The organism is Solibacillus sp. R5-41, from assembly GCF_002736105.1.
Classification (GTDB): domain Bacteria; phylum Bacillota; class Bacilli; order Bacillales_A; family Planococcaceae; genus Solibacillus.
Map to the genome: position 1 here is coordinate 800,149 of NZ_CP024123.1, position 15,224 is coordinate 815,372.

Annotated in this window: 16 protein-coding genes; 11 read left to right on the plus strand and 5 right to left on the minus strand. The window is 37.6% G+C overall.

The genetic code is table 11. The annotated features are described in order from the left end of the window. The first annotated feature begins 153 nt into the window (after window positions 1-153). Together CSE16_RS03635 and CSE16_RS03640 are read left to right on the plus strand one after the other, a co-directional pair. Window positions 154-585, plus strand: a complete 432-nt coding sequence (locus CSE16_RS03635) for a TlpA family protein disulfide reductase (RefSeq protein ID WP_099422625.1) — start codon at window positions 154-156, stop codon at window positions 583-585. 109 nt (window positions 586-694) lie between these two features. Beyond that, complete coding sequence (locus CSE16_RS03640) at window positions 695-1,351, plus strand: potassium channel family protein (RefSeq protein ID WP_099422626.1); 657 nt, start codon at window positions 695-697, stop codon at window positions 1,349-1,351. Window positions 1,352-1,526: 175 nt separating this feature from the next. Here the strand turns inward: CSE16_RS03640 and rnjA are convergent, their stop codons facing one another. Together rnjA and CSE16_RS03650 are read right to left on the minus strand one after the other, a co-directional pair. Beyond that, window positions 1,527-3,194 (minus strand): ribonuclease J1, encoded by a 1,668-nt coding sequence (gene rnjA, locus CSE16_RS03645; protein ID WP_099422627.1) that lies wholly within the window; start codon window positions 3,192-3,194, stop codon window positions 1,527-1,529. Window positions 3,195-3,199: 5 nt separating this feature from the next. After that, window positions 3,200-3,409, minus strand: coding sequence for a DNA-dependent RNA polymerase subunit epsilon (locus CSE16_RS03650; protein WP_099422628.1), 210 nt, complete (start codon window positions 3,407-3,409; stop codon window positions 3,200-3,202). A gap of 358 nt (window positions 3,410-3,767) precedes the next feature. Here CSE16_RS03650 and CSE16_RS03655 point away from each other — a divergent pair, with 358 nt between their 5' ends. Next, window positions 3,768-4,538: a Cof-type HAD-IIB family hydrolase gene (locus CSE16_RS03655; protein ID WP_099422629.1), complete on the plus strand. Its 771-nt coding sequence runs from the start codon at window positions 3,768-3,770 to the stop codon at window positions 4,536-4,538. Window positions 4,539-4,669: 131 nt separating this feature from the next. On the opposite strand, the gene def is transcribed toward CSE16_RS03655, so the two are convergent. Further along, window positions 4,670-5,227, minus strand: a complete 558-nt coding sequence (def, locus tag CSE16_RS03660) for a peptide deformylase (protein ID WP_099422630.1) — start codon at window positions 5,225-5,227, stop codon at window positions 4,670-4,672. Between the two features lie 504 nt (window positions 5,228-5,731). Between def and pdhA the strand changes: the two genes are divergently transcribed. The 7 genes from pdhA (at window position 5,732) to CSE16_RS03695 (ending at window position 12,239) form a co-directional block, all read left to right on the plus strand. Then, complete coding sequence (gene pdhA / locus CSE16_RS03665) at window positions 5,732-6,847, plus strand: pyruvate dehydrogenase (acetyl-transferring) E1 component subunit alpha (protein ID WP_099422631.1); 1,116 nt, start codon at window positions 5,732-5,734, stop codon at window positions 6,845-6,847. A 3-nt stretch (window positions 6,848-6,850) separates the two neighbouring features. Next, window positions 6,851-7,828: an alpha-ketoacid dehydrogenase subunit beta gene (locus tag CSE16_RS03670; RefSeq protein WP_099422632.1), complete on the plus strand. Its 978-nt coding sequence runs from the start codon at window positions 6,851-6,853 to the stop codon at window positions 7,826-7,828. Window positions 7,829-7,846: 18 nt separating this feature from the next. Beyond that, a complete protein-coding gene (locus tag CSE16_RS03675) occupies window positions 7,847-9,193 on the plus strand; it encodes a dihydrolipoamide acetyltransferase family protein (protein ID WP_099422633.1) in 1,347 nt (448 codons plus the stop codon). Window positions 9,194-9,198: 5 nt separating this feature from the next. Then, window positions 9,199-10,611, plus strand: coding sequence for a dihydrolipoyl dehydrogenase (gene lpdA, locus CSE16_RS03680; RefSeq protein WP_099422634.1), 1,413 nt, complete (start codon window positions 9,199-9,201; stop codon window positions 10,609-10,611). Window positions 10,612-10,760: 149 nt separating this feature from the next. Beyond that, on the plus strand, window positions 10,761-11,171 hold the full coding sequence (locus tag CSE16_RS03685) for a CidA/LrgA family protein (protein WP_099425741.1): 411 nt from the start codon (window positions 10,761-10,763) through the stop codon (window positions 11,169-11,171). Next, on the plus strand, window positions 11,134-11,823 hold the full coding sequence (locus CSE16_RS03690) for an LrgB family protein (RefSeq protein WP_099422635.1): 690 nt from the start codon (window positions 11,134-11,136) through the stop codon (window positions 11,821-11,823). The genes CSE16_RS03685 and CSE16_RS03690 overlap by 38 nt, the downstream gene beginning before the upstream one ends. A 134-nt stretch (window positions 11,824-11,957) precedes the next feature. Then, window positions 11,958-12,239: a hypothetical protein gene (locus tag CSE16_RS03695; protein WP_099422636.1), complete on the plus strand. Its 282-nt coding sequence runs from the start codon at window positions 11,958-11,960 to the stop codon at window positions 12,237-12,239. 66 nt (window positions 12,240-12,305) lie between these two features. On the opposite strand, the gene CSE16_RS03700 is transcribed toward CSE16_RS03695, so the two are convergent. Continuing rightward, on the minus strand, window positions 12,306-13,775 hold the full coding sequence (locus CSE16_RS03700; RefSeq protein ID WP_099422637.1) for an aminotransferase class I/II-fold pyridoxal phosphate-dependent enzyme: 1,470 nt from the start codon (window positions 13,773-13,775) through the stop codon (window positions 12,306-12,308). Between the two features lie 281 nt (window positions 13,776-14,056). On the opposite strand from CSE16_RS03700, the gene CSE16_RS03705 reads away from it, so the two are divergent. Next, entirely contained in the window at window positions 14,057-14,329 is a 273-nt protein-coding gene (locus CSE16_RS03705) for a UPF0223 family protein (protein WP_099422638.1), read from the plus strand. A 162-nt stretch (window positions 14,330-14,491) separates the two neighbouring features. Here CSE16_RS03705 and CSE16_RS03710 read toward each other — a convergent pair whose 3' ends face one another. After that, the gene (locus tag CSE16_RS03710; RefSeq protein WP_099422639.1) at window positions 14,492-15,118 is read right to left on the minus strand and encodes a YktB family protein; all 627 of its coding nucleotides are present in this window, start codon (window positions 15,116-15,118) and stop codon (window positions 14,492-14,494) included. Window positions 15,119-15,224 lie beyond the last annotated feature (106 nt).

Here is a 15,224-nt window from a genome sequence, read left to right on the forward strand (position 1 = left end):
AACGTTTAGTTAAAAAGATGTATTGTCGCCGTAAGTTTGGAATGGAAAACAACCTTTCGAGTTCGTTGAAGAATGTACGTAAATGTTTAAATGTAATACGAATTGAAGTGACGAAAGAAAGATTGAGACATATTCTAGTGTAAGGAGGGAAATATGAAAATACGTAACCCAATGCCTCCACTTGAAGGTGAAGAGGTAATATTAAATGAGCATAAGTTTGAGCGACAAATTGAGGGAAGGCTCGTGCTTATTTATTTTTGGTCCATTAGCTGTAAACAATGTGAAGGGTCGTTAGTGAAATTAAATGAGCTTAAACAGATTTTTCGGAGTAAGCTCAATATTTTGACTGTCCACATGCCAAGAGCTGAAAAGGATAAAGCGATGGATCCAATAAAGGATAAGATAGAAAATCTCGCTATTCCATTTCCAGTATTTGTGGACAGTGAATTAAAAATATCAGATGCGTTTCAAAATCAAATTGTGCCTGCATTTTATTTATTTGACCAAGAAGGATTGCTTCGGTTTTATAAAGTAGGCTTAATGTCAACAAAACAATTAGAACAAAAAATAAGTCGGATAATTTAAAGTCACAGTCATATTTTGCTTGAGAAGTAAATGATGCGACAATTTTAATAGCGAAAAACCAATTTTTACGATAAAATATGGGCAACTGATTTTGCACGGAGGAGAACGGATGAAAAAAGAATTTGTTGTTATCGGCTTAGGTCGATTTGGAGGAAGTATTGTAAGAGAACTTGTTAAACAAGGTGCAAATGTAATGGCAATTGATACTGATAGTGAACGCGTAGACGAATTTGCACAAATTGCGACGCAGGCAGTAGTGGCTGATACGACTGAAGAATCTGTCATTAAGTCTTTGGGGATTTGGAATTTTGAACACGTAATTGTAGCGATTGGTGAGAATATTCAAGCTAGTATATTAACAACTTTAATATTGAAAGAACTAGGTGTTCCACAAATTACTGTAAAAGCGCAAAATGATTATCATGAAAAAGTTTTACGTAAAATTGGCGCGGACTATGTTGTGCATCCTGAGCGTGATATGGGCATTCGTATTGCAAATAATATGATTTCAAACAGTGTGTTAGATTATTTAGAGCTTTCTGGTGAGCACTCGATTATGGAAATTAAGGCGAGTGATAAAATTGCTGGTAATTCTTTAATTGAACTGGATATTCGTGCGAAATATGGTGTTAATATTGTTGGTATTACACGCGGTGAGGAAATTATGATTTCACCTGCTGCAACGGAACGTATTGAGGTAGGAGATGTGCTGCTTATTATTGGTGCGGATGTGGATATTAACCGCTTTGTTCAAAAGGTAATTTAGCTTATTTGAGCAGAATCAGGACTCGATTTAGCTGAGGATTAATTGATTTGTTAAAAAGAGACATCAACTTGTTCAAGGAGGGACGTGGTTGATGTCTTTTTGTGTTTACACACCAATAGCTGAAAGATGATGAAAAGGAGAATGTGCACATACGTATGTGCACATTCTCCTTTTATTATACTTCCATAATGATTGGTAAAATCATGGGACGACGCTTTGTTTTTTCGTATAAATACGGTCCTAAAACGTCTGTAATTTCATTTTTAAGGTCATTCCATTGTGTATCTTTTTCTTGGATACTGCTATTTAAATGATGGTTTAACATCTTTTGCGCTTCATTAATCATCGTACCTGATTCACGCATGTAGACGAATCCTCGAGAAATAATATCTGGACCTGACACAAGTTTATTTTTTTCCATATCGACACTTACAACAACGATGACTAAACCTTCTTCCGAAAGTATGCGACGATCGCGTAGAACAATATTACCTATATCTCCGATTCCATTACCATCAATATATACATCACCTGAAGGAATTCGACCAGCAACATGCGCCTCATTTGGACTTAATGCTAATACCTCACCGTTATCCATGACAAATGAGTTTTCTAATGGAACTTCACATGCTTCAGCAAGTTCCGTATGGATTTTTAACATACGATATTCACCGTGTATCGGCATGAAAAACTTCGGCTTCATTAATCGAAGCATTAATTTTTGTTCTTGTTGAGAACCATGACCAGATGTATGAATATTATTTAATGCTCCGTGAATGACTTCAGCACCAGCACGGAATAATAAGTTGATAATTTTGTTTACGCTCATCGTATTACCTGGAACAGGAGAAGATGAGAATACAACTGTATCACCCGGTTGGATTTGAATTTGACGATGTGTACCATTTGCGATACGTGATAATGCAGCCATTGGTTCCCCTTGAGAACCGGTACATAAAATCATCACTTCATTGGCTGGTAGACGATTTAAGCTTTGCACATCAATGAACGTTTCTTTCGGTGCGGTAATATAACCGAGTTCACGTCCAATTGTAATCGCATTGTCCATTGAACGACCAAATACAGCCACTTTACGTCCGTACTTTACGGCTGCATCCGTAGCTTGTTGTAAGCGATGAATATTCGATGCAAATGTTGCAAAAATAATACGGCCATCCACTTTGCGGAAAATTTCGTCGATACTTTTCCCGACTGTACGTTCAGACATCGTGAATTCTGTTTTTTCAGCGTTTGTACTATCAGAAAGTAAGCATAGTACACCATCACGACCGATTTCAGCCATTTTTGTTAAGTTTGCTGGCTCGCCAACCGGTGTAAAGTCAAATTTAAAATCTCCTGTATGGACAATATTACCTGGTGGTGTTTTTACAACAACTCCAAATGCGTCAGGAATACTGTGCGTTGTACGGAAGAAGCTAACAGATGTTTTTCTAAATTTGATAATGTCATCTTCTTTAAATTCAATTAGCTTTGTCGTGCGTAATAAGCCGTGCTCATCTAATTTGTTACGAAGTAGACCTAGCGCCAACTTCCCGCCATATACAGGTACATTTACTTGACGTAATAAATAGGGAATACCACCAATATGATCTTCATGACCATGTGTAATGAAAAGCCCTTTTATTTTGTCAACGTTTCGTACTAAATAAGTATAATCTGGGATAACGTAGTCAATGCCGAGTAAATCATCTTCCGGGAATTTAATACCAGCATCAATTAAAATAATTTCATCCTGGAATTGAACTCCATATGTGTTCTTGCCGATTTCGCCCAGTCCGCCGAGCGCGAAAACAGCTGCTTGATCATTCTTAACGAATTTCATAAGGATTAAGCATTCTCCACAGTGAAATTAGGGCTTGCTTGTTCATATTCTAGGTAGTTACCTTCTAATAGTTGAACAAGCTCAATGTTATAATTACGGTCTTTTAAATAGTGACGAACTTCACGTTCAGAAGAAGCCTCTAAATAAAGAGTTTTTGTGTTTTCGCGAACTGGAATGTCATTGATGTTTTGTTGATAATACACTTTGTAAATCATAGTTACTCTCCTTTAGTTACGAACATAATTATTGCACTTCTATAATAGAAAAAATGCATTTCCTTTATCTTATCATGCGAGTCCTTTAAAATAAAGAAAAGCTCATCAAATTACTTTACAATTGAGAAGAACCATTTAGGATTAAGAAGAAAAAAATGGCGTAACCTCAATGCTTAAATTGAGGCACGCCATGAATAGTAAAATTTCTTTAGGCAATCAATTTTTTCCCGAGGATGCCATTTAACTGTTTCAATACCTTCTTTTTGAGACGTTTTAACATAGGTCATCACTCCTTAAATTAATTATACAGAAAATTCAATCTCTTGTAAAGAGACTAATAAAAAGTGAGGAAAAAACAATGAAAAAGATACTATTTTTTGATGTAGATGGAACGTTATATAATGCACAAAAAGTGTTACCGATCTCTGCAAAGGAAGCTATTTTTAAAGCACGTGAAAATGGGCACGAGGTGGCAATTGCAACAGGGCGTGCACCATTTATGATTCGAGAGTTGTTAGAGGAGCTTGAAATCGATACATATATTACTTTTAACGGGCAATATGTTGTGCATAAAGGGGAAGTTATTTATACAGACCAAATCGCCAATGATGAGCTACAAAAAATCATTGCTTTTGGTGAATCTCGTAATCACCCGTTTGTCTTTTTAAATGAATACGAAATGATTGCCTCCGTAGATAAACAACTAACTATTGAAGAAAGTTTGAATTCGCTGCATTATCCATATCCAAAGATTGATGCCACGTATTTTTTACAAAATCCAGTTTATCAAACGTTATTATTTGCAGAGTCGCATGAGCAAGAACAGTATGAAAAAGAGTTTCCTAATGTTCAATTCGTTAGATGGCATAAATTTTCTTGTGATATGTTGCCAAAGGAAGGTTCGAAATCAAGAGGGATTCAAAAATTGACCGAGCATTTACAAGTTTCAATGGAAGATGTAATTGCATTTGGCGATGGTTTGAATGATGTCGAAATGCTGAGCGCTGTTGGAATAGGCGTAGCGATGGGGAATGGCCACGAAGAAGCAAAAGCAGCTGCTTCTATTATAACGAAGCATGTTGATGAGGATGGCTTAGCATTTGCTATGAAACAATTAAATCTAATCTAATCTAATCTTGTATCTGATTTCGTACGCAATTATGCCTTGGTGTGCGATTTGAGCATAACTAAAAAGACGACCCTCGTGCCATTGTAGCGAGAGGGCCGTCTTTCATTAAAGGTTTTTATGGGATGAAAAGATCAATCTCTGCCAAATGGTACGCTGTTTTCGATTTCTTCAAATGGATCTTTTTTATTGATGCGATCATAAAACATAACACCGTTTAAATGATCGAGTTCATGTTGAAATGCAATTGCTGGTAATCCAGATAGGCGCATTTTCTTTTCTTCACCGTCAATGGTCATAAATTTCACCGTAATACGAGCATAGCGCGGAACGTAACCTGGTACAGCGCGATCTACGGATAAACAACCTTCACCATTTGTAAGGTATGTTTGCTCAACTGAATGACTAACAATTTTCGGATTGCATGCTACGAAGCTTAATTGCTCGCCATGTTCGTCTTCTAAATGAAGTGCAAACATTCGTTTAAGACAATTTACTTGATTCGCAGCTAAGCCAATCCCACCGCGCAAACCATATTTTTCTGCTAATTCGTCATCCTGGCTATTAATTAAATATTGCAGCATATCCTTAGCTAGTTTTTTATCTTCCGCAGTAAGAGGGAACGTAAATTCCTCAGCTCGTGTACGCAATGTTGGATGACCATCACGAATTATATTTTCCATTAAAATCATGTGAAACTTCCTTTCAATTATTACTTATAATTAATAGTATACACCAATCGTTTAAACGTTCGTATGAAAAAACTAATCGAAAATAAAAATAGTAATAAGTAGGAAATTAAATCGAATAACACTTAAAAATAAAGTGTAAAGCAATGGACAGATGGGCATGTTATTGAAGGTGAAATAATTATTTGCATTAAAATAAAAGGCTTTTCGTCAAAAGTTGATTGGAATGGAGGGGAAGTGTCCAAGTGGGCTATGGAAATCAACCCATGCTGTGGATGGGAACTAAATGAATATAATCTATATGAGAAACTATTATAGCACAGAATGATATTCTTTGTGTAACAGAACGGCTAACTGTTACATTTTAAAGTATCGAAAGGAAAACGTTTAATTTGGAGGTAAATAATGATTGACCGATAGGATTTTATTCATTATACTCAAATCTATAGAATGTTGTACTAATATATTTATAACTTTTTTTAATACAGTTTAAAGGGGATGTAAAACATGGATGAAAAAATGATGAAACAGTTCAACCCAACTGGAACTTTGCAAGAGATTGAAGCGAAGTTCGAAATGTTCCAAATTTTAAATGAAAAAGGCGAAGTTGTAAATGAAACAGCAATGCCAAACTTATCGGATGAAGAATTAGTAGAGTTAATGACTCGAATGGTATATACACGTATTTTGGATCAGCGCTCAATTTCGTTGAACCGTCAAGGGCGTTTAGGATTTTATGCACCGACTGCAGGGCAAGAGGCATCGCAATTGGCATCGCACTTTGCTTTAGAAAAAGAAGACTGGATTTTACCAGGCTACCGTGATGTACCTCAACTTGTATGGCATGGACTTCCATTATCGAAAGCGTTTTTATTTAGCCGCGGACATTTTATTGGAAACCAGGTGCCTGAGGGTGTAAATATTTTAGCGCCACAAATTATTATTGGTGCACAGTATATTCAAACAGCAGGTGTTGCATTAGGCTTGCAAAAACGTGGTTCAAAATCAGTTGCAATCACATATACAGGTGATGGTGGATCTTCACAAGGGGACTTCTATGAAGGGATTAACTTTGCAGGTGCTTTCAAATCACCAGCAATCTTCATTGTACAAAATAACCAATTTGCAATTTCGACGCCTCGTGAATTACAAACATCTGCTAAAACAATTGCGCAAAAAGGAATTGCCGCTGGTATTCCATCTGTATTAGTTGATGGAATGGACCCATTAGCTGTTTATGTAGCAACAAAGGATGCGCGCGATCGAGCTGTTGCTGGAGAAGGTCCGACACTAATCGAAACAATGTGTTACCGCTATGGTCCACATACGATGGCTGGAGATGATCCAACGCGTTACCGTAATACTGACACGGACAATGAATGGGCAGCAAAAGATCCATTAATTCGCTTCCGTCACTTCTTAGAAGCAAAAGGCTTGTGGAGTGAGCAAAAAGAAGAAGCAGTAATTGAACGTGCAAAAGAAGAAATTAAAGAAGCGATTAAATTAGCAGACCAAGCACCGAAGCAAAAGGTGACTGAGTTAATGGACAATATGTACGCAAGCGATATGCCATATAACTTAAAGGAACAATATGCAATTTTCAAAGAGAAGGAGTCGAAATAAGCCATGGCACAAATGACGATGATTCAAGCAATTACAGACGCATTACGCTGCGAAATGAAAAATGATGAAAATGTTTTAGTATTCGGTGAAGATGTTGGTGTAAACGGTGGGGTTTTCCGTGCAACAGAAGGTCTTCAAAAAGAATTTGGCGTAGAGCGCGTTTTTGATACACCACTTGCAGAATCGGGTATCGGTGGTTTAGCAATTGGTTTAGCTTTAACAGGTTACCGACCAGTTCCTGAAATTCAATTCTTTGGATTTGTGTATGAAGTGATGGACTCGATTAGCGGTCAGCTTGCTCGTATGCGCTACCGTTCAGGTGGTACGTATAATGCACCTGTAACGATTCGTTCACCATTTGGTGGTGGCGTACACACACCTGAAATGCACTCGGATTCATTAGAAGGGTTAATGGCGCAGCAACCTGGTTTAAAAGTTGTTATTCCATCAACGCCATATGACGCAAAAGGTTTATTAATTGCATCTATTCGTGATAATGACCCAGTTATTTTCTTAGAGCATTTAAAACTATACCGTTCATTCCGAGAAGAAGTTCCGGAAGAAGCATATACAGTAGAAATTGGTAAAGCCGATGTAAAGCGTGAAGGTAAAGATTTATCAATTATTGCATACGGTTTAATGGTTCACGAAAGCTTAAAAGCAGCGGAAGAACTTGAAAAAGAAGGCTACTCAGTAGAAGTAGTTGACTTACGTACAATTCAACCGTTAGATATCGAAACAATTATTGCTTCAGTTGAAAAAACGGGCCGTGCAATTGTTGTTCAAGAAGCGCAAAAACAAGCGGGAATAGCGGCAAATGTTGTTTCAGAAATTACAGAGCGTGCCATTTTATCTTTAGAAGCGCCAGTACTACGTGTCGCAGCGCCAGATACAATTTATCCATTCCCTCAAGCAGAAGGTGTATGGTTACCAACGTATAAAGATGTAATGGAAACGGCAAAGAAAGTATTAACATTCTAAGAATTGAAGGTGAGATAAATGGCGTTTACGTTTCGTTTACCAGATATCGGTGAAGGTATTCATGAAGGGGAAGTTGTAAAGTGGTTCGTTAAACCGGGTGATCAAGTAAAAGAGGATGACATTTTAGCAGAAGTTCAAAACGATAAGGCTGTTGTAGAAATCCCATCACCTGTTGAAGGAACAGTGGAAGAAATTTTTGTAGCAGAAGGTACTGTTGCGATAGTAGGTGACGCATTGATTCGTTTCGATGCACCTGGCTACGAAGACCTAAAGCTAAAAGGTGATGAACATCACGATGCAAATGAATCTGCCAAAACGGAGGCACAAGTGCAAGCGACTGCTGAAGTTGGACAAGAATTAAAAAAAGAAGAGACACCAAAAGAAACGGCTAAAACAGAGCCAACTCCAACTTCAATTGAAGCAGTTGAGGGAACTTCACAACGTATTATTGCGATGCCATCTGTTCGTAAATATGCACGTGAAAAAGGTGTAGCTATTCTTCAAGTAACAGGTACAGGGAAAAACGGTCGTGTGTTAAAAGAAGATATTGAAAGCTACTTAACAGGGGGCAATGAAGTTGCAGCTCCTTCTGAAGAGACGGTTTCAGTTCAAGAACAAACACAGGAAACAAAGCAAGTAGCTCCAGTTGTGCTTGAAGGAGACTTCCCTGAAACACGGGAAAAAATGAGCGGTATTCGCAAAGCGATTGCAAAAGCGATGGTGCATTCAAAACAAACAGCCCCTCATGTAACGTTAATGGATGAGGTAGATGTATCGGCTTTAGTCGCGCACCGTAAAAAATTCAAAGATATCGCCGCGGAGCAAGGTGTAAAATTAACGTATTTACCTTATGTTGTGAAGGCATTAATCTCGACGTTGCGCAAATATCCTGAATTCAATCGATCATTAGATGACGCGACACAGGAAATTATTCAAAAACATTATTATAATATAGGTATTGCCGCTGATACTGAAAAAGGATTATTAGTTCCAGTCATTAAACATGCAGATCGTCAGTCTGTTTTTGGATTATCAGCTGCAATTAATGAACTTGCGGTAAAAGCTCGTGATGGTAAATTAGCACCGAACGAAATGAAAGGCGCTTCTATATCTATTACAAATATTGGTTCGGCAGGAGGCCAATGGTTTACTCCGGTAATTAACCATCCTGAAGTCGCAATTTTAGGAATTGGTCGTATATCAGAGAAACCGGTAATAAAAAATGGTGAAATTGTAGCCGCACATGTGTTAGCATTGTCTTTGAGCTTTGATCATCGCATGATCGATGGGGCAACTGCGCAAAATGCTTTAAATCATTTAAAACGTTTGCTAAGTGAGCCAGACTTATTATTAATGGAGGCGTAAACAAAATGGTAGTAGGAGATTTTCCAATCGAATTAGAAACACTTGTAGTTGGTTCAGGTCCTGGGGGATATGTTGCAGCAATCCGTGCAGCACAAACTGGACAAAAAGTAACAATCGTTGAGAAAGGCCAATTAGGGGGCGTTTGCTTAAACGTAGGATGTATTCCATCAAAAGCGTTAATTTCAGTTGGTCACCGCTTTGAACATGCACAACACTCAGATGATATGGGTGTTGTAGCTTCAGACGTTAAACTTGATTGGTCTAAAGCACAAGCATTCAAAGATAGCGTTGTAAAGAAATTAGTAGGCGGCGTTGAAGGCTTATTAAAAGGTAATAAAGTGGATATCGTTAAAGGGGAAGCATACTTTGTAGATGCTAACACTGTACGTGTAATCGATGGCGATCATGCACAAACATATACATTTAAAAATGCAATTTTAGCAACTGGTTCTCGTCCAATCGAGATTCCAACGTTCAAATTCACTAAGCGCGTAGTAAGTTCAACTGGTGCATTATCATTCCCAGAAGTTCCTGCTAAATTAGTCGTAATTGGTGGAGGTTACATTGGTACGGAATTAGGTTCTGCCTATGCAAACCTAGGTTCACAAGTAACAATCATCGAAGGCGGCAAAGATATCTTAGCTGGTTTCGAAAAACAAATGACGCAAATCGTTAAAAAAGGTCTTAAGAAAAAAGGCGTTGAAATTGAAGTAAACGCATCTGCTAAAGGCGTTGAAGAAAACGAAAATGGCGTAATCGTTACTTATGAAGTAGCTGGTGAAGAGAAGAAGGTTGAAGCAGATTACGTTTTAGTAACTGTAGGTCGTCGTCCAAATACGGATGAAATGGGCTTAGAAGAAATCGGTATTAAATATGCAGAACGTGGCTTATTAGAAGTAGACAAACAATGCCGTACTTCTTTATCAAACATTTATGCAATCGGTGATATCGTATCAGGTCCACAATTAGCACATAAAGCTTCTTATGAAGGTAAAGTAGCTGCAGAAGCAATCGCAGGTGAACCATCAGTAGTAGATTACTTAGCGATTCCAGCTGTGTGCTTCACTAGCCCAGAGATGGCAACGGTAGGTTACTCTGAAGAATCAGCAAAAGCTGAAGGTTTAGAAGTAAAAGCTGCTAAATTCCCATTCGCTGCAAATGGTCGTGCTTTAGCGTTAAACGAAACAGATGGCTTCGTGAAGTTAGTTGCACGTAAAGAGGATGGTTTATTAGTTGGTGCTCAAATCGTTGGTGCTGGTGCATCTGATATGATCGCTGAAATGGGTCTTGCAATCGAAGCGGGTATGACTGCAGAAGATATCGCATTAACAATCCATGCTCACCCAACATTAGGTGAAATTACGATGGAAGCTGCTGAAGTTTTATTAGGCAACCCAATCCATATCGTAACGAAATAATTTCTCTTTACAAAACTGTACCCTATAGCGTAGAACTTTGAAAAAAGTCTATCCTATGGGGTACTTTTGTTATTGTGGGAGCAAAAATAAGAATAGACAGAAAATTCGAGTAGACGTAAAATGAAGGGTAATAAAGGGGGGAGAGGAACATGGATATTATTCGAACGATAGCTCAAATAGGTATTTTAATATTGTATTATTTGCTAGGGATGGCGATTGTTGAAGCAACAGGTATTATCATTCCTGGAAGTATAATTGGGTTACTTTTATTATGGTTATCACTTTATTTCAATCTCATCAAAGTGCAGCATGTTCAAAAGGGCGCAAACTTCATGTTAGCATTTTTAAGTTTATTTTTTATTCCTTCAACTGTGGCCATTATCGACTATCCAGAGTTGCTTACAAAAGAAGGTGCCGTTCTAATGATTGCTGTCATACTCAGCACGTTATTTACAATCATTGTAACGGGAAAGGTAAGTCAATACATAGAAAAACGCGAAATAGGTCAGGAGGAGAAGAAACATGCTTCAGCTACTTCAAGTGCTAGCCATCATAGTTAGTACGGTGCTGCTATTTATCGCTTTCGATAAACTTTACTTAAAAGTAGGCCACCCGTTTTTGTTGCCGATTTTAACGGCGACATGCACGATTGCGATTGTATTGCTTGTCTTTAATATTCCATATGAACAATACATGGAAGGGGGGCAATGGATTTCAAAAATGCTCGGTCCCGCGGTAGTGGCATTAGCATTCCCACTGTATACACAGCGTGAAATTATTTTTAAATATAAGTATTCGATCGTAATTAGTATTGTAGTTGCATTATGTGCAGGGTTAGTAAGTGTATTTACACTTTTGAAAATTAGCGGTGCGGAGGACTCCTTTATATTAACCGCTTTACCGAAATCGTTAACGACACCCGTTGCGATGCAAGTGAGTGATTCTGTCGCGGGTGTTCCACCATTAACGGTTGTTTTGGTCATGATTGCCGGATTTACAGGCGCTTTTTTAGGGCCCGTACTATTTAAGTTATTTAAAATTGATTCTGTAATTAGTCGTGGTGTAGCTATGGGAAGTGCATCGCATGGTGTGGGGTTAACAAAGCTTAAGGAGTACAGTGACGAGGATTTATCAATCGGCTCGTTAGCAATGGGATTGAGCGCTGTATTCGGTGCATTTATTGTGCCGTTATTTGCTCTCATATTTCTTTAATAAAAAGGGTATATTTGAAGTGAATGGAGAGGGAGTTGTTAGGTTAGTCTTAGCACTTACCATTATAGGTTGTAATTATTTGCCGGTTTCTTTATACCTAAAAAAAAATCCCTATATGGGTTTCTGCGATTGGCATGGCGCTTTTAATTCTGGTTGTAGTGAATAGCTTTGTGTTTTTAATCTATCATTTTATTATTATCTTTTTGCCGTTTGAAACAGCAGATGGTATTCCTTTTGCGGGAGGGTTTATGGTAGTGTTTCTTGCTTTTCATACAAATATCATTTTTGTTTTAGGGGTAATTTTTAATGTTTTTACATTTAATTGTAATGAACTAAAGGGTGAAAAGGTCTACTTAATAAGTCCTATATTCAACCAAATACTTGAATTAAAAAATGCCGAAACGCTGTTAAATTAACGTTTCGGCAATTTTTTTTACAGATTTCATGCTCAAATATCCCTTGTGGGACACTTCTTTTTAGCGTTAATAAATTGCTTTTCTCTCTTTGATGACGCGTATATTTTTTAATGAATCATCTTCTGGACCTTGCACAGGTAATCCAGCCGCGATATTCATCAATATGAAATCAATATTATCTTGAGTAATTATTTCCCCGGGAATAAAAATAGGAATTCCAGGTGGATAGACCATAATAAATTCTGCGCAAATATAGCCCTCAGCTTCCTTAAGTGGAATGCTTTCTGTTGGTGCGTAAAAAGCATCACGAGGCGTCATAGCAAGTGCCGGAATTTCAGGGATGTTCACATTCGTTTCCGTAATTGTAGCCTCTGAATCGAATGTTTGTGACATACGATTTAATGCATGAATTAATAGATTAATTTCTTTTTTAGAATCGCCTAATGTCACAACGCATAAAATATTATAAAGGTCGGATAACTCAACTTCTAAATTGGCATTATGACGTAACCATTCTTCTGCAACATGACCTGTAATGCCTAAGTCTTTCACGCTAATCAACAACTTTAATGGATCCATATCATAGGTTGCAGAAGAGCCTAACCTTTCACGGCCTACACAGTGTAAATGTGGAATTGCGTTTATTCGTTTTCGAGCATTTTTTGCTAAACGAATGGCCTCCTCTAATAAGTCATGTCCATGAACGGCTAATTGACGACGTGCCGTATCTAGTGATGCAAGCAACGGATATGAAGTAGAGGTTGTTGTTAGCATAGAAAAGACTGATTGAACACGCTTTGCGGATACAAGGCCTTCTTTGACATTAAGCACAGAGCTTCCTGTCATCGAGCCACCAAGTTTATGAACGCTTGTTGCAGCCATATCTGCTCCAGCCTGCATCGCAGATAAAGGTAAATCATCATGGAACTTAATATGAACACCATGAGCTTCATCGACAACGACCGGAATATTTTTTTCATGGGCAATATCAATAATACGCTTTAAATCAGCAACGAATCCAAAATAAGTTGGATTAATGACAAGTACGGCCTTTGCATCTGGATATTTTGTTAGTGCACGTTCCACCGATTCGGGTGAAATACCATGGGAAATACCGAGCTCACTATCTACTTCAGGATGGATAAAAATAGGAATCGCACCGGCAAATACAATCGCAGACATAATGGATTTATGTACATTCCGCGGTACTATTATTTTATCGCCTGGACCGACGACGGTTAGAATCATCGTCATAATGGCGCCACTAGTACCTTGCACGGAAAAAAATGTATGATCGGCTCCAAAGGCTTCAGCAGCAAGTTTTTGCGCTTCCATAATGACACCTTTTGGAGAATGTAAATCATCTAGTGGAGCAATATTAATTAAATCTATTGATAAAACGTTGTCGCCTACAAATTCTCGATAGGCTGGATCCATTCCTTGCCCTTTTTTATGACCTGGGATATGGAACTGAATAGGATGTCTGTTTCGATGTTTAAGTAGTGCATCGAACAAAGGAGTCTCTAATTGTGACAACGCAGGTACCACCTCACTATATAGTATTTTTTAAAAACAAGTGAATTATAGCACCTATTAAACAGGCTGACTATATAAATGTTTTAAATTATTTTATTTTATTTTTAGGAATGCGCGTATTCCTTGCCTTGGGCTTGTGATTCGTGAAGTTTGGTTAATTGAATAATTCGTTTTTGTGATTCAAGAAATTTCAAAAAGAACGGTATATAATGCAGATATTTGCAGAAGCGGAGAGCATCCGTTTAAAATGAGAATAGTAAAAGAAAAGGTAGGTAAACATTATGGAATACTCATACCCACTATCAACAGATTGGTCAACACAAGAAATGGTTGATGTCGTTCATTTTTTTGAAGCAGTAGAAATGGCTTATGAAAAAGGGATAAAACGTGAAGTGATGATGGCGCGTTATAAACGCTTTAAACAAATTGTCCCTTCTCAAGCAGAGGAAAAGACGATTTGTCGTGAATTTGAAGAAGCGAGCACATACATCCCATACCGAGTTGTGAAATTAGCAAAAGAATTAGAAGACGGGCAAATCGTTCGTTTGAAATAAAAAATAAGTAAAAACAAACAAAGCGCTTTGTAAACATTAGGGACAACCTAATCGTTACAGGGTGTTTTTCCTTTTTATGAGCAAAAATTAAAAAAAGCTAACAAACATTCAAATGACTGGAATGTTTGTTAGCTAATTGTACATATTAATAATATAGACACTTTATTTTCCTATGATGACATTATAAACGGGAATTAAATCCTCAAAGGTTTGTTCTGCCAATTGCATAAATTGCTCAGAAGACAAATTTGCTGCATCTTCTGCTAGGATATGACGACCGATTAAAAATTCACCTTTTTTCACATCACGGAGACGAACAAGGAGTTGGTTTAGTATTTTATTGCGGGCTGTTTCAAGTGAAATTGCGTCAGGTGACATATGATCACCTGAAACAATGAAATCATCGGACAATTGATCGAAAATTTCAATCTGATTTAACAGGCGAGTGGCCATTTCTTGTTTATGTGGCGCTTCGTAAATGATTGCAACGATGATAAATACATGTGTACCCCATAAGCCAATTTGAAAATGTGGTAACGCTTTATAACCACGTTTATATGGTGCAAAGGCAACCCATGAATCTTTAGGAGGATTAACTGTGCGACGTGCATGTTTTGCTACATGCGCAAAAAACTCTTCCCCCGTTATTGTACTAAAGTAGGATGAAAAAAATTCGCCAAGTGTAAAAAATTTAGGTCTTATCATTGACGTTAAAGCTTCCATTCGTTCGTCTAATCCGTTAATTTCAAAAACCTGAAAGTCATCTAATTTCCATTTTACCTGAGTCAAAATAATAAACTCCTTTCAATATTAATGTTTATTTTAATTCATTTTTGGGAAAAAATCTGTTAAGAGAAACTTTTTTACGGTGAGGATAGTTGAAGGGGTTCGGTGG

Coding starts and splice junctions, on each gene's coding strand:
- CSE16_RS03690 (WP_099422635.1), top strand. CDS start 11,134: ATGCTTCAGCTACTTCAAGTGCTAGCCATCATAGTTAGTACGGTGCTG.
- CSE16_RS03675 (WP_099422633.1), top strand. CDS start 7,847: ATGGCGTTTACGTTTCGTTTACCAGATATCGGTGAAGGTATTCATGAA.
- CSE16_RS03650 (WP_099422628.1), bottom strand. CDS start 3,409: ATGATTTACAAAGTGTATTATCAACAAAACATCAATGACATTCCAGTT.
- CSE16_RS03685 (WP_099425741.1), top strand. CDS start 10,761: ATGGATATTATTCGAACGATAGCTCAAATAGGTATTTTAATATTGTAT.
- CSE16_RS03635 (WP_099422625.1), top strand. CDS start 154: ATGAAAATACGTAACCCAATGCCTCCACTTGAAGGTGAAGAGGTAATA.
- CSE16_RS03670 (WP_099422632.1), top strand. CDS start 6,851: ATGGCACAAATGACGATGATTCAAGCAATTACAGACGCATTACGCTGC.
- lpdA (WP_099422634.1), top strand. CDS start 9,199: ATGGTAGTAGGAGATTTTCCAATCGAATTAGAAACACTTGTAGTTGGT.
- CSE16_RS03695 (WP_099422636.1), top strand. CDS start 11,958: ATGGCGCTTTTAATTCTGGTTGTAGTGAATAGCTTTGTGTTTTTAATC.
- def (WP_099422630.1), bottom strand. CDS start 5,227: ATGATTTTAATGGAAAATATAATTCGTGATGGTCATCCAACATTGCGT.
- pdhA (WP_099422631.1), top strand. CDS start 5,732: ATGGATGAAAAAATGATGAAACAGTTCAACCCAACTGGAACTTTGCAA.
- CSE16_RS03640 (WP_099422626.1), top strand. CDS start 695: ATGAAAAAAGAATTTGTTGTTATCGGCTTAGGTCGATTTGGAGGAAGT.
- rnjA (WP_099422627.1), bottom strand. CDS start 3,194: ATGAAATTCGTTAAGAATGATCAAGCAGCTGTTTTCGCGCTCGGCGGA.
- CSE16_RS03705 (WP_099422638.1), top strand. CDS start 14,057: ATGGAATACTCATACCCACTATCAACAGATTGGTCAACACAAGAAATG.
- CSE16_RS03655 (WP_099422629.1), top strand. CDS start 3,768: ATGAAAAAGATACTATTTTTTGATGTAGATGGAACGTTATATAATGCA.